This window comes from Desulfobacter latus, assembly GCF_013389365.1.
GTDB classification, from domain to species: Bacteria; Desulfobacterota; Desulfobacteria; order Desulfobacterales; family Desulfobacteraceae; genus Desulfobacter; species Desulfobacter latus.
Map to the genome: position 1 here is coordinate 18,311 of NZ_JACADJ010000039.1, position 18,824 is coordinate 37,134.

15 protein-coding genes and 1 other RNA gene are annotated in these 18,824 nt (G+C 45.8%); 11 read left to right on the plus strand and 5 right to left on the minus strand.

Annotated features, from left to right (window positions below; genetic code table 11):
• Positions 1 to 4: 4 nt before the first annotated feature.
• Entirely contained in the window at positions 5 to 2,044 is a 2,040-nt protein-coding gene (parE, locus tag HXW94_RS11460) for a DNA topoisomerase IV subunit B (RefSeq protein WP_178367037.1), read from the minus strand.
• A 159-nt stretch (positions 2,045 to 2,203) separates the two neighbouring features.
• On the opposite strand from parE, the gene HXW94_RS11465 reads away from it, so the two are divergent.
• Positions 2,204 to 6,079: a class I adenylate cyclase gene (locus HXW94_RS11465; protein WP_178367038.1), complete on the plus strand. Its 3,876-nt coding sequence runs from the start codon at positions 2,204 to 2,206 to the stop codon at positions 6,077 to 6,079.
• Between the two features lie 14 nt (positions 6,080 to 6,093).
• Here the strand turns inward: HXW94_RS11465 and HXW94_RS11470 are convergent, their stop codons facing one another.
• Positions 6,094 to 6,759, minus strand: a complete 666-nt coding sequence (locus tag HXW94_RS11470; protein ID WP_178367039.1) for an LOG family protein — start codon at positions 6,757 to 6,759, stop codon at positions 6,094 to 6,096.
• Between the two features lie 234 nt (positions 6,760 to 6,993).
• On the opposite strand from HXW94_RS11470, the gene HXW94_RS11475 reads away from it, so the two are divergent.
• From HXW94_RS11475 to ssrA, 6 genes are all read left to right on the plus strand, one after another.
• On the plus strand, positions 6,994 to 7,302 hold the full coding sequence (locus HXW94_RS11475; RefSeq protein WP_178367040.1) for an HPr family phosphocarrier protein: 309 nt from the start codon (positions 6,994 to 6,996) through the stop codon (positions 7,300 to 7,302).
• Between the two features lie 230 nt (positions 7,303 to 7,532).
• On the plus strand, positions 7,533 to 7,730 hold the full coding sequence (locus tag HXW94_RS11480; RefSeq protein WP_178367041.1) for an RRXRR domain-containing protein: 198 nt from the start codon (positions 7,533 to 7,535) through the stop codon (positions 7,728 to 7,730).
• A gap of 55 nt (positions 7,731 to 7,785) precedes the next feature.
• Positions 7,786 to 8,088, plus strand: a complete 303-nt coding sequence (locus HXW94_RS11485; protein WP_178367042.1) for a hypothetical protein — start codon at positions 7,786 to 7,788, stop codon at positions 8,086 to 8,088.
• Positions 8,089 to 8,176: 88 nt separating this feature from the next.
• Positions 8,177 to 9,946 carry a phosphoenolpyruvate--protein phosphotransferase gene (gene ptsP, locus HXW94_RS11490; RefSeq protein ID WP_178367052.1) on the plus strand — a complete coding sequence of 590 codons (1,770 nt, stop codon included), beginning with the start codon at positions 8,177 to 8,179 and terminating at the stop codon, positions 9,944 to 9,946.
• 3 nt (positions 9,947 to 9,949) lie between these two features.
• Positions 9,950 to 10,411, plus strand: a complete 462-nt coding sequence (smpB, locus tag HXW94_RS11495; protein WP_178367043.1) for an SsrA-binding protein SmpB — start codon at positions 9,950 to 9,952, stop codon at positions 10,409 to 10,411.
• 72 nt (positions 10,412 to 10,483) lie between these two features.
• Positions 10,484 to 10,837, plus strand: a transfer-messenger RNA (tmRNA) gene (ssrA, locus tag HXW94_RS11500).
• On the opposite strand, the gene HXW94_RS11505 is transcribed toward ssrA, so the two are convergent.
• Together HXW94_RS11505 and HXW94_RS11510 are read right to left on the minus strand one after the other, a co-directional pair.
• Complete coding sequence (locus tag HXW94_RS11505; protein ID WP_178367044.1) at positions 10,838 to 11,089, minus strand: hypothetical protein; 252 nt, start codon at positions 11,087 to 11,089, stop codon at positions 10,838 to 10,840.
• A complete protein-coding gene (locus tag HXW94_RS11510) occupies positions 11,086 to 11,379 on the minus strand; it encodes a CHC2 zinc finger domain-containing protein (RefSeq protein ID WP_343054594.1) in 294 nt (97 codons plus the stop codon). The genes HXW94_RS11505 and HXW94_RS11510 overlap by 4 nt, the downstream gene beginning before the upstream one ends.
• Positions 11,380 to 11,469: 90 nt before the next feature.
• Between HXW94_RS11510 and HXW94_RS19530 the strand changes: the two genes are divergently transcribed.
• A complete protein-coding gene (locus HXW94_RS19530; protein WP_246293916.1) occupies positions 11,470 to 12,039 on the plus strand; it encodes a helix-turn-helix domain-containing protein in 570 nt (189 codons plus the stop codon).
• Here HXW94_RS19530 and HXW94_RS11525 read toward each other — a convergent pair.
• Positions 12,034 to 12,219 carry a type II toxin-antitoxin system HicB family antitoxin gene (locus HXW94_RS11525; protein WP_178367047.1) on the minus strand — a complete coding sequence of 62 codons (186 nt, stop codon included), beginning with the start codon at positions 12,217 to 12,219 and terminating at the stop codon, positions 12,034 to 12,036. The genes HXW94_RS19530 and HXW94_RS11525 overlap by 6 nt on opposite strands.
• A 737-nt stretch (positions 12,220 to 12,956) precedes the next feature.
• Here HXW94_RS11525 and mads1 point away from each other — a divergent pair.
• The 3 genes from mads1 to HXW94_RS11540 all read left to right on the plus strand — a co-directional run bounded on the left by mads1 (position 12,957) and on the right by HXW94_RS11540 (position 18,517).
• The gene (gene mads1, locus HXW94_RS11530) at positions 12,957 to 13,166 is read left to right on the plus strand and encodes a methylation-associated defense system helix-turn-helix domain-containing protein MAD1 (RefSeq protein ID WP_178367048.1); all 210 of its coding nucleotides are present in this window, start codon (positions 12,957 to 12,959) and stop codon (positions 13,164 to 13,166) included.
• A gap of 19 nt (positions 13,167 to 13,185) precedes the next feature.
• Positions 13,186 to 15,315 carry a type I restriction-modification system subunit M gene (locus HXW94_RS11535; RefSeq protein WP_178367049.1) on the plus strand — a complete coding sequence of 710 codons (2,130 nt, stop codon included), beginning with the start codon at positions 13,186 to 13,188 and terminating at the stop codon, positions 15,313 to 15,315.
• Between the two features lie 91 nt (positions 15,316 to 15,406).
• Positions 15,407 to 18,517 (plus strand): HsdR family type I site-specific deoxyribonuclease, encoded by a 3,111-nt coding sequence (locus tag HXW94_RS11540; protein WP_178367050.1) that lies wholly within the window; start codon positions 15,407 to 15,409, stop codon positions 18,515 to 18,517.
• The last annotated feature ends 307 nt before the right edge of the window (positions 18,518 to 18,824 follow it).

Sequence of the window (18,824 nt, forward strand, 5' to 3'; positions counted from 1 at the left end):
CGTATTAAATCTCTTTGATTACTCCATGGGTTTCAATCCAGCGTTTCCGGTCCCGGGTCCTTTTTTTACTCAAAAGCATATCCATGACCTGGAACACATCATTCTTTTTTGATGTCCGGGGACTGTCTGCTGCCGGGGGATCAGGGAACCTTTCGCTTTCAGATGAGTCTGATGTCGATTTTTGGTTTTCCCGGGCCGGGGCGGTTTTTTGTTCGCCGGCACCTGGTTCATCCGTGATTGTCAGCTGGACCAGACGTCGGGAGTCCGGAGCTATGGTGGTCTCCCGCAGTTGGGCTGGGTTCATCTCCCCCAATCCCTTGAAACGCTGGACATTTATTTTTGCCGGTTTTTTCCGGCGGCTCAGCCGTTTAATGATGGCGCTTTTTTCTGAATCATCAAGGGCGTAAAACACCTCTTTTCCCATGTCGATCCGGTAAAGGGGCGGCATGGCCACAAACACATGTCCCTGCCGGACCACTTCCGGAAAGTGCCTTAAAAAAAGTGCGCACAACAGGGTCGCAATATGCAGGCCATCAGAGTCTGCATCGGCCAGGATACATAATTTATTGTAGCGCAGTCTGGAGATATCATCTGATCCCGGGACCACGCCCAGTACCTGGGAAATATCCCGGATCTCCTTGGATTCAAGTATGGCCGAAGAATTTAAATCCCAGGTATTCAAGATTTTTCCCCGCAGGGGCATAATGGCCTGAAAACGCCTGTCTCTGGCCTGCTTGGCCGAACCACCGGCAGAGTCGCCTTCCACAAAAAAAAGCTCCCGCTGTTTTTGGTCATCACTGGTACAGTCCGACAGTTTGGCCGGCAACGCGGCACCGCTGGTTCGGGTTTTCAAGGACACTTTTTTGCGTTTTCTTTCACGGCGTCTGGCATTTTCAATGGCGGCCCGGGCAAGGGCTTCGCCGAACGCCACGTTCTGGTTCAGCCACAGGCTGAACGCGTCCCGGACCTGGAGATTAACCAGGCTTGCACAATGCCGTGAAGAAAGACGTTCTTTGGTCTGGCCTGAAAACTGGGCCTCCACAAGTTTTACGGATAATACATATCCCACATTTTGCCAGATGTCTTCAGGGGTAAGAAACACCCCTTTCGGCAGAAGATTTCGAAATTTGCAGAATTCTTTAACAGACTCCAGCAAGCCGGATCTGAATCCGTTGACATGGGTACCCCCAAGTTTTGTGGGAATGAGATTAACATAACTTTCTTCAATATCAAGGGCCTCTTCCACCCCCCAGTTCACCGCCCATACGGCCTTTAAATCATCATTGTCGGCCGAGCCGGTGAACGGTTCCGGAAAAATGGTCTTAGTGCTGCGGATCATCTCTTGAAGGTATTGATCCAGGCCCTGGTCATAGTGCCAGGTGTCGGTTTCTCCGGTTTTTTCAACGGTAAAGGTGGTGGTCAGTCCCTGACAGAGTACCGCCTTGGATTTAAGCGCTGCCCGGATGGCAACCACATTGAATTGATCGGTATCAAAATAGGTTGGCGCCGGTTTAAACGTCAGCGTGGTTCCGGTCTTGGCGGCTGTGCCGATCTCTTCCAGGTCTTTTGTTTTAGCACCATTTTGAAATTCAATGGTGTATCGTTTTTTGTCCCGGCAAATATCAATGCTCAGATCAATAGACAGCGCATTGACCACAGAGACGCCTACCCCATGAAGCCCGCCGGAAAACGCATAATCCTTGTTTGAGAATTTGGCACCTGCATGCAGCTTGGTCATGATCAGTTCAACACCGGAAATACCTTCCTGGGGGTGTATGTCAACAGGCATTCCCCGGCCGTTGTCCGATACAGTGATTCTGTTGTCCTGGGTCAGGGTGACATCAATGCGTGTGGCAAAGCCCGCAATGGCCTCATCCACACTGTTGTCAATAACTTCAAAGGCCAGGTGATCCGGGCTTGATGTGTCCGTGTACATACCGGGTCTGCGCTTGACCGGGTCAAGGCCTTTGAGTACCTCTATGGACCGGGCATCATACCCTTGGTCTGCGGCCTTATCCTCTATTTTGCCATCAAATAAGTTCATAAAAAAATTCTGGTATGGTATACAATATTGAAACAATATTAAAGATTGTAACGAAATTTTAAATTGAACATAAATCATATACCAAATTCCAATTAAAATATAGGCGGCATCACATAAAAATTGGGGAACCATCTGAAATGTGGGGATTGGTACAGCAATATGGATGACTTTAATCCTGAATTCAATCATCATACCTTTGATGATTACTGGAAGACCCTTGATGAACAACAGCGTAGGACGCTGGTCCTTCAGGCACCAGCATTGCCTGGCTATCTTGGGCTTCTACCGATTTTAAGCGGTGTTTTTTCAAACCATTACCTTTTAAGGGAAGCGGGAAGGAAAAGTTTGTACGAGATCGCTTTTGTTATCCGGAAGAATATTGAAACACCGCTGGAGAATAAACCGTTAAAACAGGCGCAGGCCGATGCTTTTCAGGGCGCAGCGCTTATTTACCGCAAAATTTTTGCGCAAATGTCATTTTCAGATAAAAGTGTTCTTATCCAGGCGTTGATGAATATTGGCAGTATCGGCGCCTTTTTTGCCTTTAAGGCCGTTTACCTGGAACGGGTTTCCCAGGACGTAATAAAAAAATGTATCAGCGATCTGGATGACCGCCTTCGTTTGATTTTTGTTGATCAGTATCTGCAGGCAGACCCTGCCATCCGTATGCGTTTTGCAAATTTGTTTCGCTATGTACTTGCCGGTGTGAAGCAGCGCGAGGCTGTGACCTGGTATTATGCCGACCTGTTTGACCGGGAACGGGATGTTGATCCGTATTTAAATAATATTGACGCCCCGTTGCGAGACCCTGCTCTCATAGAAGACAATGAGCTGTTGTCCGTGGAACCTGAAGACAGGATTACCGGTCTTAAAGCCATGTCAATGATGCGATCAAAGCTGCCTTTACGGGTTTTTAAAAAAGCATTGACCCAACAAAACGTAAAAAAGATCAGGATGGCTGTGTACCATCTGATTGAAAACTCGTCCTTTGGACTGTACCCGGAGCTGTTCGAGGCGGTGTTTGAACGGTTTCAATATGCCGATACCAACGAGGCGATCAGCGCTTTTAAAGCCCTTGTTGTGAGCGGCAGACACCCCTTTCATCAGGTTATGAATATGGTCCGGCACACGTATCCTTCCCTTATTCCCATCATCCATATGGAAATTTCAGCCTTGTCCAGACTCTCATTTTTTGCGCTCCAGGACATTGCCTTGAATAAGGGGGCCTATCAGGGTGAAAACTATGATGTCAATCTATCATGTATTTTCGGCATGATCAAAAAACGTCCGGAACGGGTGGTCAGGATTTTAAAGGAAAACATAGAACTTTGCAGCTCGGACCGGATCAGGAAAGAAGTGGACAGGCTTATAGTAAAAACCCAGCGTCTGCTGCTCAAGGAACGCAAAAGCATTGTCGCGCCTTTCAAGGATATCCAGACGGAAATGCCCCAGAAAAAATCCATGGTCGCCTTTTTAAAATCCATGCTCAAGGATTCGGTCCAAAAAAAACTCAATGATCTACAGCAGCGGATTATTCCCCAGGATCTGAATTTCCGGAAAGCGCTTATCCGGGACCAGGATCTGTCCGGGATGGATTTGACTCGATCCATGCTTAATCTGACCCATGCACAGATTTTTAATACGTTGCTGACAGGTATTCATGTGTCAGGCGGTGTATGCTGGAATACCCTGTTTTATAATATGAATTTGGATGAAGCGGTATTTGATCTGACCTGTTTTGATAATGCCGTTTTTGTCAATGTCTCTGCCCAAAAGACAACATTCAACCAGTGCAGCTTTCAAAACGCCTCTTTTTATAATTGTAATTTCAACGGGGCAGACCTGAGCGATGCCCTGTTCATTAAGGCCGTTATCTCAAAATCTTATTTTAACGAAACAAATTTAACCTGTGCCGTTTTTGCCCACGCACGGCTATCCGGCATTTCCTTTGCCAATGCCTGCCTTCACATGGCGGATTTCACCAATGCCAGGGCCCGGTTTTGCCGGTTTGCATCACATTCAGCCATGGATGTGCGCGTCCGGAATCTGAATTATAATGACAGGACGTATCAACTCAGTTTCGATGACTTGCCGGCGATTGATCCCCGGATGACCAATGAAATAAATATACTTATTTTCTCTGAGTTTATTCATTTTGGACAAGCAAAGTTTTTTAAACAAAATAAATTAAGTCTTTTATTGGCTTTTGATATTTTTAAACCGGAACAGGCGAACTTTTTTCAGCTTTTACCTTTACTGATCCATGAAAATATTTCAATGCCGGAAACCGGCGAAATTTTATCATCAACGCCGTGTGGCGTGGCCGATTATCTGCCGTCAATGGAGACTGAACGAGTTGGCCGGCACTACCTGGGAAATGCCGATGTTATTGTCCGGCGGCATTCAAATCCCTCTATCTTTGCGATATATTCCATGGGAAGTGTTGGGTCGGTTGCCCAAACTGCGGCGTCTGACATTGACTACTGGATTTGTATAGATGAAAAACGGCTGGGGCGCCAGGCAACCGATCTTTTGCGTCAGAAACTTGATGGGTTGGAAAATATGGCCCTGGAACGGTTTAAAATTCAGGTCACCTTTTTTATTGTGGATATTTTTAAGGCGCGTGATAATGATTTTGGCGGGTCTTCCCAGGAAAGTTCAGGCTCAGCCCAGGCCCTGCTGCTCAAAGAGGAATTTTACCGGACCATGATCCATGTGGCCGGCAGACTGCCCTTGTGGACGGCGCTTCCTACCAGCATCAGCCGCCATTATTATAATCTGATCCATGACTGCATCAATCATTTGCCCGGGACTAAACGCTATATTGATCTGGGTGATATCCATGCCGTACCCCGTAATGAATATTTCGGCGCTTCTATCTGGCAAATGTTTAAATGGCTGAAAAGCCCTTTTAAATCAGTTATCAAGATGGCTTTACTGGAAAAATACATCAATACATATGACCGGGAACCCATGCTGTGCAATGAGTATAAAAACGAATGGATGAATTCAGGGACCCATCTAAAGCCGGGACAGAACGATTCCTATATTATTTTGCTCAATACCCTGATTCAATTTTATATGAAGTCAGGGGATACAGGTTCCATCAAGCTTTTGCTCACCTGTTTTTTTCTCAAGCTGGGGATTACAAAACAATCAGGGTTGAATTTCAGTGTTTTTGGCCTGCGACGCATCCTTTTAGAAAGGTGCCTTCGGGAATGGGGATGGACCCCGGAAAAGGTGTTTGAGATCGGTCGATTCAGATCCTGGCCTTATGCCGCCATTTACCGTCTTTCTTTGACCATTGAACAGTACATGATGACACGGTACACGGATCTTAAAAGCCGGTTCAGGGATGATTCCGGGCCGGCTATTTCTGAGCAGGACCGCAGGGTTCTTGAGCGCAAAGTAGATATCCAGTTCCAGGACAAGCCGGGTAAGATTAAAAGACTGCTTTTAATCTCAAGCGGGGACCGTCATTTCTCGCGGCTTTATCTAAGATACCTGGTCGCATCCGGGAAAAAATACGGTCAGTGGCAATTGATCCACAAACCATCTATTCAGGCCCGGATGGATGAAGAATCTATACTTACGGCGAGTTCTGTGGAGGAGATCGGGGCCTGGTTGATTCACAACCATCTTTATACAAACCACACTTTTTTGGGCATGTTGCCGAATTCCACGGAAGTTTCCCATGACAGCATTGAAAAACTTTACAGAAAAATGTATGATTTTTTTATCCTCGAATTGGCAAAGCCGGTTAGTTTTGATGCATTGAGCAGGAGGCCGTTCATTACAAGTTTGTTTGTTTCCGTCAATTTTTATGCGCAAAGACCCAGCGGCAAAATTTCAGATTTTACACTGGTCTACCTGAATTCCTGGGAAGAGATGTTTTTGCACACCACAAGGCTTGAAATGCCGGTGTCGGACCTTGAAACGGTTAAAAAACAGATTTGCACATGGCTTGATTTACAGAAACTGCCCACAAATACAGTTTTTCATCTCCCCAGAAGGGGCGCTTCAAGGTTGGCTTAGAACCGGCTTGAAGACTAAGGCCGCTTGTAAAAGTTGTCCACTATTTCAAGGGCCTGTTCCGGGGTGTCAACTAATGAAAATAGATCCATATCCACAGGTGAGATTAATTCGTTTACTGCAAGTGAATTCTCAATCCACGCCAGAAGTCCGCCCCAGAAGTCTTTGTTCATTAAAATAACAGGCATTTTTCGGATACGCCGGGTTTGAACCAGCGTCAGGGTTTCAAACATTTCATCCATTGTACCAAGTCCCCCCGGCATAATAATATAGGCTTGGGCATATTTAACAAACATGACCTTTCGGATAAAAAAATAATTAAAGTCTAAAGATCGGGTCATATAGGCATTACCCTCTTCTTCAAAAGGCAGATTGATTTTCAGCCCGACGGATTCCCCGTTCTGCTCTGATGCGCCCAGGTTTGCCGCTTCCATTATACCCGGCCCCCCACCTGTGATGATTGCATAACCACCGGCTGCAAAACAGGCGGCTGTCTTTCTTGCCGTTTCATAATCAGGATGGGCCCTGGTCGTTCTTGCAGAACCGAAAATAGAGACAGCCGGTCCCAGGTCATGAAGTCCGTCTATGCCGTCAACAAATTCGCCCATAATTTTAAACAGGCGCCATGATTCACCGGACTTGAAATCATCAATCGGGTACTGAATGGTCTTGGGGGTACTCATGTTCAACTGTTCCTTTCTTCTTACTCATTCTTACCTATCAGGTATAAATGATGAGAAATTCCTGCTTCATAAACTAAAACGGTTCAGAGTGCAAGTTCAGATCGCCCAACCCAACTGGCTAAAATATATTAAATGTGGTATATACTATTCACTTTATGACACCTGATCAAGTTGGTCGGTTTTTATTTTCACTTTATTATTTTTAATAACACAAAAAGAAAAAACTCATTTGAAATGAATATAAACTTGGATTTTCAATATTCAGTATTCCGGCAGACAGCGGTTGTCAATGCCTTGGGAATGCATGCGCGGCCCGCGGCATTGATTGCGGGGATGACCCAGGATGCCGTTGGTGATATCTGGTTGTCAGATGGAAAAAGCATTGTGGATGCCACAAGCGTTATCGAAATTTTATCCCTGTGTGCGGTTACAGGAACAAAGGTATCCATTTTTACGGAAAAGGAAGAAGATTCTGCCCTGGCAGATAAGATTAAAAATTTTTTTGATATCGGATTTGGAGAAAGTCAACTACCCCTCGGCTGAAGACCGAGGGGCTTGAAAAAGCCCCAAAGTTGACCAGTCTAAGTGCTTCGAGCTAAGTGCTTCGAGCACTACGTTAGATCGGAAACAGGTACCCTGGGGTGCTCGCCGGCTCCAGGTTCTACGGTAAGTGGTTAAACAGGTCTAAGGGGTTAAGCCGGTGCTGCTTGCGCCAAACCCGATCATAACATTGACGAGGCAAACATTACCTTGGAAACAAGAGGATTTTAAAATTGAGTGTATTTGTTCTGGATACAAACAAAAAGCCTCAGAATCCGGTGCATCCGGCAAAGGCAAGACTGCTTTTGACAGAAGGAAAAGCCGCAGTTTTCAGACAGTTCCCCTTCACAATCATTTTGAAAGAGACCGTTTTGGACTCTGACAAAATTCAACCGGACGACCAGGGGACTTTACAAAACGCATTGGCTTGATGCCGCCTGTGTCGGGAAAAGCACACCTGAAAAGATTTTTCAGATCGACAAAACCGTGTTGATTGTAAAGGCAGACGGTCATGGCTCAAGACAGATGTGCAGGGTAAACAAGTTCGGATTCCCCCGGACAACAGCAAAGTCAACTGAGAAAAAAGTCAAAGGCTTTCAGACGGGCGACATCGTCAAAGCGGTTGTCACTTCCGGCAAAAAGGTTGGAACGTACACCGGGCGCGTCGCTGTCAGAAAAAGCGGATCATTTAACATTAAAACAGTGGACAAAACAGTACAGGGCATTAGCTGGAAATATTGCAGGCTGCTTCATGCATCTGACGGTTATTCCTACAATACGACGTGCTAAGGTCCGGTGCATGGCTACTAAATTATTATAAGGAGGGCGGCAATTCCTCCCCTGAGCTAAAGACTCAGGGGTTTCCTTGCCGCATTTTATGAATAGAACCGTTATGGATCAAATTATTCTCAGGGGTATCAGCGGCTCTCCCGGTATCTGTATTGGAAAGGCTTATCTTGTTGATCGGGAGGGTGTTAACCTTATTAAACGCTATCCTGTAAGCCCGGATATGCTCCCCAATGAAATTGACCGGTTTAAAAGTGCTGTGGATAAAGCCAAAAAAGATAATGCCGACGCCATTGATTCGTTAGGGAATGATTTAAGCGAGAATTTGAATATCCTTGAAACCCATATGGTTTTGTTTAAGGATAAAATGCTTTACGGTAAAACCATTGATACCATTACCAATGAGCAAATCAATGCGGAGTGGGCGCTTCGCCGGGTGTCCAGGCGTATCAGCCGGATGTTTGATCAAATCAATGACCCATATCTTCGGGCCAGGGGTAATGATATTACTCAGGTCTCAGACAAGATAATGAATTATCTGGTGGGTGAAGCTGAAATTCGGATCAGCGAAATAAACAAGCGCGTTATCATTGTCGCCCATGACCTTTCCCCCGCAGATACCAGTCAGATCCAGCTTGAACATATCAAGGGTTTTGTAACAGACAGGGGGGGGAAAGACTCCCATACAAGTATCGTGGCAAAATCCCTTAAAATTCCCTCCGTGTTGGGACTTGGCAATGCCACGACAAATATCGATAATGATGATATCCTTATCCTAGATGGTTCCGCCGGGATTCTTATTATTAATCCGGATGAAGACACCCTGTTCCGATATGAAGAAAAGATGGCACGGTTTGAAGCGTATAGGGCTGACATTGAACGGGAGAGCCATCTGCCCGCGATTACTGCCGACGGGATCCCCATTAACCTTCTTGCCAATATAGAGCTGGTAGAAGAGGTGGTCTCTGCCAAGGACAATAAAGCGGATGGTATCGGACTGTTCAGAACGGAATTTTTATGTCTGGATTTAAATCGGTTCCCCACCGAAGATCAAATGCTGCAAAAATATGGAGAGCTTGTGGAATTAATGCAACCGGCGCCGGTGACCATCCGGACCCTGGATATTAACGGGGACAAATTTAATCCATATATAGATCCGGTGGAAGAGGCCAATCCTGCATTAGGTTTAAGGGCCGTCAGGTTTTGTCTGGAAAATGAAGGTATTTTTATTGCCCAGATTAAAGCCATTTTACGGGCTGCCGCTTTTGGTAATATTAAGCTTCTTATTCCCATGATTTCCTGTGTTGAGGAAATTATTCGCGTGAAATCATGTATTGACAAGGCGATACTTGAACTTGAGTCCGAAGACAAGATATTTAATAAAGATATTCCGTTGGGAATTATGATTGAGGTGCCTTCCGCCGTGATGATGGCCCGGGAACTTGCCGACCACGTTGATTTTTTCAGTATCGGCACCAATGATTTAATTCAATACTCCATGGCCATTGACCGGCGCAATCGCAGGGTAGCGCATCTTTACCAGGCGTTAAACCCTGCGGTATTGAAAATGATCCGTCTCACCGTAGATGCGGCAACCGAAAAAAATATTGATCTGTATATGTGCGGTGAAATGGCGGGTGACGCCATTAATATCCCTGTGCTTCTTGGATTGGGGTTGACCAATCTGTCAATGAACGCCGGTGCCATCCCTGTTATAAAGAAAATGATCCGCTCCATGAATGTTTCAAAAGCACGGAAAGATGTCCAGGTGATTCTTGGATTTCAAACGGTTCAGGAAATTGTTGATTATATCCAAACGGAATACCGGGATTTTTTGCCTTATAAGGATAACGAGGAATAAATCATGAACGCAAAATATACCAAACTGATTGCCACCAATAAAAAAGCCCGGCACAATTATCACATTGATGATGAATATGAGGCCGGCATTGTGCTGGTGGGTTCAGAAGTTAAAGCCATCAGAGAAGGCAGGGTCAGTTTCAAGGACTCTTACGCAGATATTAAGCGCGGAGAAGTTTTTTTGCGGCAGCTTCACATTTCTCCCTATACGTTTGCATACAATGCCAATCATGAATCCATGCGCACCCGGAAACTGTTGTTGCACAGTCACGAAATTAAAAAACTTGTCGGAAAAATAAAAGAACAGGGATATACCCTGGTACCTTTAAAAATTTATTTTAAAAATGATAAGATAAAGGTCCTGCTGGGCCTTGGTAAAGGCAAAAAGCTTTACGACAAAAGGGAAGCCATTAAGCAGCGGGATGTTAAGCGGGATATGGATCGTGAAAGAAAAAAATATTCCTGATTTTTTAAAAAAATATTGACTTAAACCTTCTTGTTGTTATATTAACTACAGTTCTTTGATCTTTTACAATTTGGGGGCGTAATGGTTTCGACGGATATTTTGACGTCCATGGTAGCATGTCGAGTGTTTGTCAACTCGTAAACTTGGCAAGTATAAATATAATCGCAGACGATTATAACTACGCTGTAGCTGCTTAAGGCGGCTTCCGTCCTCCTGACATCCTTCTTGCAGATTCAGGTCAGGGCGTCGACTTTGCAAGACCGCTTTTGAAATTTCCTGGGTTTCAAAAGTTAAATTTTTCAGGATATGCTGGGTTGTATCCCTCCTGAAGGAGACTTCCCGGTCAATTATAAAGTTCGGGATAAACATGTAGAAGCCTGGATTGATTGTTTTCGGACGCGGGTTCAACTCCCGCCGCCTCCACCATTAATTTTTAAAAAACCGATCCTGTTGCCGAGTCCGGCACGCGGGATCGGTTTTTTTGCCCGAATCCAAGATTTCATCCATGGGGAAGCCTTGCTTTTGCAGCTCTGTCAGAAGGTGGCCGTCTGCTGCTCCTATCCGGAACTCTTTCAAGATCTGGGCACTATGTAACCGGGTCTTTGTTTGGTATTCAAGGCTCTGGGGTGTTCTGTACAGCACCCGGGCATAATAGCTTGCGGCTGCCTCAAAGATCATCTGCCTTGGGGAGGTTGCCGCCCGTGAAGGCTTACCGCCCTTAGTCGGTTCGTGGAGTTCATAGCCGTGGCCAGCTCTGTCAACGCCTCATGTTCAGTGCAGCCTTTTTCCCTGGCCACAAAATCAATAATGCTTCCCCCTGCCTTGTCTCCACACTGAAAGCAGCTCCATGACCGGGTATCCGGGTAGATCATGAAGCAATCGTGCCCCCCGCAGAAAGGGCATTGGGCCAGGCTTAGTGTAGATCTTATCCATTCTCTCAAGAAAGATGAGGAATTGTAAACTTGCACGCAATATAAGGAAATCTGGCAGGCAATATCAGATTTTTAAAATCCTCCCATACCTTAGACAATATCCCTTTTACGGGTATATTTATAGCTATGACATGGGTTGTTACCTCAAATAAAAAGGTCAAAAAACAGGTTACGAAACTGCCCCGACGGATTAAGGCTGCTTTGTATGTCCTGGTTGCAGAAATTAAGGATCTGGGCCCTGTCCGTGGCAACTGGTCAAATTATAGCTCCCTGGGCAAAGGCCGCCACCATTGCCACCTAAAGAAGGTATGGGAAGAATTGATAAAGAGATCCGTATTGTGGAGGTTCAATATGTTGGGACACACGAAAAAGCCCCCTATTGAGTTAAGATTTATCGGGCCGCCGGAAAACAGGGAAAAGGCAATCAATGCCCTTCAAGCCCTTGGGTTTGCCGATGTGTCCGGACTAATCCCGGCAGGCGAATTGTTTGAAGATTTTAAAGAGGATTCCTTGCCCGGTCTTGCACTCCTGGGAGCCAGAACCAAAGAGGGGGTTACGCAAAAGCAGCTCTCAGAATTAACCGGCATTTCCCAGGCCCATATTTCCGAAATGGAAAACCATAAGCGCACCATTGGAAAGAAAAGAGCCCGGATCCTTGGGAAGGCCCTGAAGATCAGCTACAAAGTTTTTTTATGAGGGTGTGGTTAGTTCTCTTATGGCTTGTTCGTGCCTTAACTCTATAATATCTTTGGCAGCCTCCTTTAATGAAATCAATAATTCTTCCCTGGTGTACTCCTGGGCATTGGCTCCGGGAATTTCAGGAATCCAACCAACCCAAAATTCATCTTGCTTAATTATAATTGCTTTATAGGACATTTTTTCTCCGATGCATTTTTTGCTATACAAATAATATAGCTTACACTATTTTCTAAATAGCGGGGGGTTCTCCCAAAGCATAATATTCAGTTAAATATAGAGTATAGGAATTTCCATTTCCCAGCACCCAGCACCCAGTACCTAACAGCCCGCCCAAAGGGCGCTAATTTATTAACTAAAATATTATGCGCTCCTACTAAATCTCTGTCGGCCATAGACCCTTCTAAAAACATATATATTTTTTAACACTCGACTATCAAGTTTTTAATGCACTAAAAAAAATTAGGCTCATGTCGTGTTTCAGGGTCTTTTAAATGCGTATTTGATCCAACCATTTGAATTTATTTAAAATAAGGCGAGGGCTTACAATCTGTGGTTTTGGGTTTATTACCAATAATTTCAATATATTATGAATAACCACAAAAATAGGACCCCAAAACGCGACAAGAGCCAAATTTAAATGTTCTGCATTCACTCTCTTTTCGGAGAACCTGTCGGGCATGTGGTCCATTTTCTTTCTCAAACTCAATTCCAATGTACTGGAAGGCAATAAATTGGGCTAAAATTGGTTAAATCCGGAAAGAAAACTTGATTTTTTCATTTCATCTATATATCTTTAACCCTGTTTAACCTAATGTAGCCGGATTGTATCCCTGTGGGATGCTGTCCGGTTAAACAACTTGACAAGCCGCCACATTTAAAAATGACACGGCCCTCAAAGAATGATGGAGTCGAAAATGGAAGACAGATGGTTGTCCGTAGATGAAATTGGAGACTATCTCGGGATCAAGCGAGATACCGTATATAAGTGGATAAGCGAAAAAGGCATGCCCGCCCATAAAATCGGCCGTCTTTGGAAATTCAAAAAAGATGAAGTAGACCGATGGGTGCGCTCAGGCTGCGCTGCTGCAGGTAATGAGCAACATGATAAAAACAAAGCTGAGTAACGGAATCAGGAGTTTATAGATGACAAGTAACCAACAGCGCGCGGCACTGCAGCGCCGGATCTGGCAGATCGCCAATGATGTCCGAGGCGCAGTGGATGGCTGGGATTTTAAGCAATATGTACTCGGCACCCTGTTTTACCGCTTTATCAGTGAAAACTTTTCCAGCTACATCGAAGCCGGTGATGACAGCATCAACTATGCCGAGCTTTCAGATGACATTATCACCCCGGACATCAAAAATGATGCCGTTAAAACCAAGGGCTACTTCATCTACCCAAGCCAGCTGTTCGCCAATATTGCCAAAGGCGCCAACACCAATGAGAGCTTGAACACCGACCTGGCCGCCATATTTGCCGCCATTGAAAGCTCCGCCAATGGCTACCCGTCGGAGCGTGACATCAAAGGGTTGTTTGCCGATTTCGACACCACCAGCAACCGCCTCGGCAACACCGTCACCGATAAGAACACCCGTCTGGCTGCTGTACTCAAGGGGGTGGCCGGACTGGACTTTGGTGATTTTCAAGGCAACCATATTGACCTGTTCGGCGATGCCTACGAGTTTCTTATCTCAAACTACGCTGCCAATGCCGGTAAATCCGGAGGTGAATTTTTCACCCCGCAACACGTTTCCAAGCTGATTGCCCAGCTCGCCATGCACAGGCAGACCAGCGTCAATAAAATTTATGACCCGGCCTGCGGTTCCGGGTCCCTGCTGCTGCAATCCAAGAAACATTTTGACGCCCACATCATTGAAGAGGGCTTTTTCGGCCAGGAGATCAACCACACCACCTACAACCTGGCTAGGATGAACATGTTTTTGCACAATATCAACTACGACAAGTTCAATATCCAGCTGGGCAATACTTTGATCGACCCGCATTTCGGCGATGACAAACCCTTTGATGCCATTGTCTCCAATCCGCCCTATTCAGTGAAGTGGATAGGCGCAGACGACCCGACCCTGATTAACGATGACCGCTTTGCACCCGCCGGTGTACTCGCCCCCAAATCCAAGGCCGACTTTGCCTTTGTGCTGCACGCGCTCAGTTATCTTTCCAGCAAAGGCCGTGCGGCCATTGTCTGCTTTCCCGGTATTTTTTACCGGGGTGGTGCCGAAAAGAAAATCCGCCAGTATCTGGTGGATAACAACTATGTGGAGACCGTAATCGCCCTGGCACCCAACCTCTTTTTCGGCACCACCATTGCCGTCAACATTCTGGTGTTCTCCAAACACAAGAGCGACACCAGCACCCAGTTCATCAATGCCGGCGGCCTGTTCAAGAAAGAGACCAACAACAATGTGCTCACCGACAAGCACATCGAACAGATCATGCAGGTCTTCGACAGCAAAGCGCAGGTGGATCACTTTGCCCAATCCGTAGATAACGACCGGATAGCTGCCAACGACTACAATCTTTCCGTCAGCAGCTATGTGGAAGCCAAAGACAACCGCGAGGTGATTGATATTGCAAAGCTCAATGCCGAGCTGAAAACCACCGTCGCCAGGATTGACCAGTTACGCTCGGACATTGATACCATTGTTGCGGAGATTGAAGGAGGTAACCAAGACCAGTTGTTGAGTTTTGAAGAAGGGGAGGTGGAGTGGAAGACGTTGGGGGAGCTTGCCGATAATCTTGATTCAATGCGTAAACCGATTAAGAGTGGTTTAAGAATCCCTGGAAAAATACCATACTACGGAGCATCGGGTATTGTTGATTATGTTAAAGACTACATCTTTGATGGTGACTTTTTACTTGTGTCCGAAGACGGTGCAAATTTGCTGGCAAGAAATACACCAATAGCATTTAGTATTAGCGGAAAAAGTTGGGTGAATAATCACGCACACGTTCTTAAATTCGAGACATACGCTGAGCGTAGATATGTTGAATACTATTTAAACAGTATTGATTTAACGCCTTATATTTCAGGCGCAGCTCAGCCAAAGCTAAACAAAAAGAATCTGGAAAGCATCAGAATTCCGAATCCTTCACCTGAGAAAAAAACCCGCATCGTCGCTATTCTAGATAAATTCGACGCTCTCACCACCTCCCTCACCGAAGATCTGCCCCGCGAAATCGAACTGCGGAAGAAGCAGTATGAATATTACCGCGATCTGCTGTTGAGTTTTCCCAAGCCGAAGGATGCTTAATGGAACCACAGAATACACGGAACATTCAGAAAAAGAAAATTAATCCTTCTGTGTATTCCGTGTATTCCGTGGTTAAAAAAGAGATTTTATAATGATTGAATACACCAAGCCCATTGCGGAATCAAAAAACTTCATTATTTTAGACAAATACACCCAGGCGTGGCAGGTCTGTGAAAACGGTCAAGGCTATCAAACCGAATATGATTTAGAGCAGGAATTTATCCGTGACCTGCAAAATCAGGGGTATGACTATTTACCCGATCTGAACACTCCCGAAAAAATGCTGGTCAACGTGCGCGAACAGCTGCAGGGCTTAAATAAGGTGCAGTTTTCGCAAGCTGAATGGATGCGCTTTGTGGAAACCTATCTGGACACGCCCAGCGATACCATCATCGATAAAACCCGCAAGATCCATGATGACTATATCCACGACTTTGTCTTTGATGATGGGCATATCCAGAACATCTATCTCGTGGATAAGAAAACGATTGCCCGCAATAAAGTCCAGGTGATCAGGCAATTTGAGCAGACGGGTTCACATGCCAACCGCTACGATGTCACGGTGCTGGTCAATGGGTTGCCGCTGGTGCAGATTGAACTGAAAAAGCGCGGCGTGGCGATCCGTGAAGCCTTTAATCAGGTGCACCGCTACAGCAAGGAGAGCTTTAACAGCGAACATTCCCTGTATAAATATCTGCAGCTGTTTGTGATCTCAAACGGAACGGACAGCCGTTATTTTGCCAACACCACCCAGCGCAATAAAAACAGTTTTGATTTCACCATGCACTGGGCGAAGGCCGATAACAGCCTGATCAAAGATCTCAAAGATTTTACAGCCACCTTTTTCCAGAAAAAAACCCTCCTGAATGTGCTGCTGCATTATTCGGTGTTTGATGTCAGTAATACCCTGCTGGTGATGCGCCCGTATCAGATTGCGGCAACGGAACGTCTTTTGTGGAAGGTGAAAAGCTCCCATGAAGCAAAAAACTGGAGCAAACCCGAAAGCGGCGGCTTTATCTGGCACACCACCGGCTCCGGCAAGACTTTGACCAGCTTTAAAGCCGCGCGTCTGGCCACGGAACTGGATTTTATCGACAAGGTATTTTTTGTGGTGGACCGAAAAGACCTGGATTACCAGACCATGAAGGAGTATCAGCGCTTTTCGCCGGACAGCGTGAATGGCTCGGACAGCACGGCAGGTTTAAAGCGCAATCTGGATAAAGATGACAACAAGATCATTGTGACCACCATCCAGAAGCTGAATAACCTGATGAAAGGTGAAAGTGACCTTGCCGTCTACAACAGGCAGGTGGTGTTTATTTTTGATGAATGCCACCGCAGCCAGTTTGGTGAGGCACAGAAAAATCTGAAGAAAAAGTTCAGGAAGTTTTATCAGTTCGGCTTTACCGGCACACCTATTTTTCCGCAAAACGCACTGGGTGCAGAGACCACGGCCAGTGTGTTTGGCCGCGAGCTGCATTCGTATGTCATCACGGACGCCATTCGAGATGAAAAGGTCTTGAAGTTCAAGGTGGACTATAACGATGTTCGCCCGCAGTTTAAGGCGATTGAAAGCGAGCAGGATGAGAAAAAACTGAGTGCGGCGGAAAACAAACAGGCTCTGCTACACCCTGACCGCATCAGGGAAATCACGCAGTACATCCTGAATAACTTCCGGCAGAAAACGCACCGCCTGCAAGCCGGTGCCAAAGGTTTTAATGCCATGTTTGCCGTAAGCAGTGTGGATGCGGCCAAGCGCTATTACGAGTCGTTCAGGCAATTGCAAAAAGAGAGTGACAACCCACTGAAAGCAGCCACGATCTTTTCGTTTGCGGCCAATGAAGAGCAGGATGCGGTGGGTGACATTCCGGACGAGAGTTTTGATGTTTCAACCATGAACAGCAGCGCCAAGGCGTTTTTGAGCGCGGCCATTGCGGACTACAATGCGCTGTTTAAAACCAATTTCGGCGTGGACAGTAACGGCTTTCAAAACTATTACCGCGACCTTGCCAAACGCGTGAAAAGCCAGGAAATCGACCTGCTGATTGTGGTGGGAATGTTTCTGACCGGCTTTGATGCCCCGACGCTGAATACCTTGTTTGTCGATAAAAACTTACGCTACCACGGCCTGATGCAGGCCTATTCGCGCACCAACCGTATTTATGACGCCACCAAGACCTTTGGAAATATTGTCACCTTCCGTGATCTGGAGCAGGCGACCATTGATGCCATTACGCTCTTTGGCGATAAAAACACCAAAAACGTGGTATTGGAGAAAAGCTATAAAGAATACATGGAAGGCTTTACTGATGTGGTAACCGGGGAAGCCCGACGCGGCTATATGGAGGTGGTAACAGAATTACAGCAGCGCTTCCCCAACCCGGATGAGATTGAAAAAGAAGCGGATAAAAAAGCCTTTACAAAACTGTTTGGCGAATATTTGCGGGTGGAGAATGTGCTGCAAAACTACGATGAATTTGCCGGCCTGAAAGCCTTACAAAGCGTTGACATAACCGATGATGGAGCGGTTGAGGCGTTTAAAGCCCGGCATTATGTAACCGATGAAGATTTGCAGGCTATGCAGGAGATTGAGATACCTGCTGAGCGACAAATTCAGGATTACCGTTCCACATACAACGATATCCGCGACTGGCTGCGCCGTGAAAAAGCAGATGCAGAAAAAGCCGAGTCAAAAATCGATTGGGATGATGTGGTTTTTGAAGTGGATCTGCTTAAATCGCAAGAGATCAACCTTGACTACATTCTGGAGCTGATTTTTGAGCACCACAAGAAGACCGGAAGCAAAACCGAGCTGGTTGACGAGGTGCGCCGGGTGATTCGCGCCAGCCTCGGTAACCGCGCAAAAGAGAGTCTGCTGGTTGATTTTATTAACCAAACCGACTTTGATCAGATTGGCGATAAGGCCAGTGTGATTGATGCCTTTTTTACCTTTGCCCAGGCGGAGCAAAAACGAGAAGCGGAAGAATTAATCGGCTCTGAAGGTTTGAATGAAGATGCTGCAAAGCGCTATATCGTCACCTCGTTAAAGCGGGAGTTTGCCAGTGACAATGGCACAGAGCTCAATGCCATCCTGCCTAAGATGAGTCCGTTAAACCCGCAATATCTTCCCAAAAAGCAGAGTGTGTTTCAAAAGATAGCCGCTTTTGTTGAGAAGTTTAAGGGTGTGGGGGGGAAGGTTTAGGAATGAGTCTTAAATAACTTGCCCATTTTAAAACAAGCGACCATTGTAAGCCGTACGTTTGAAAATTCTAATTGGGCATCTTATTTCGTGCTCATTCCTAAGCGTCATTTTTATCCAGGAGGAGCGTTCAACTATATTTCTTTTCTTTTTTTAAACTTAATTTTTATTGATCATTTTGATAAACTAATTTTTTCTTTCAAAATATAATTCTCTCTGCTATAATTTTTTGATTTCTTTGAAAAGATATAGGGTTATGCTTTACAGACCTGAAGCATGTAAAATCTTTTGGGCTATGTGCATAAAACAA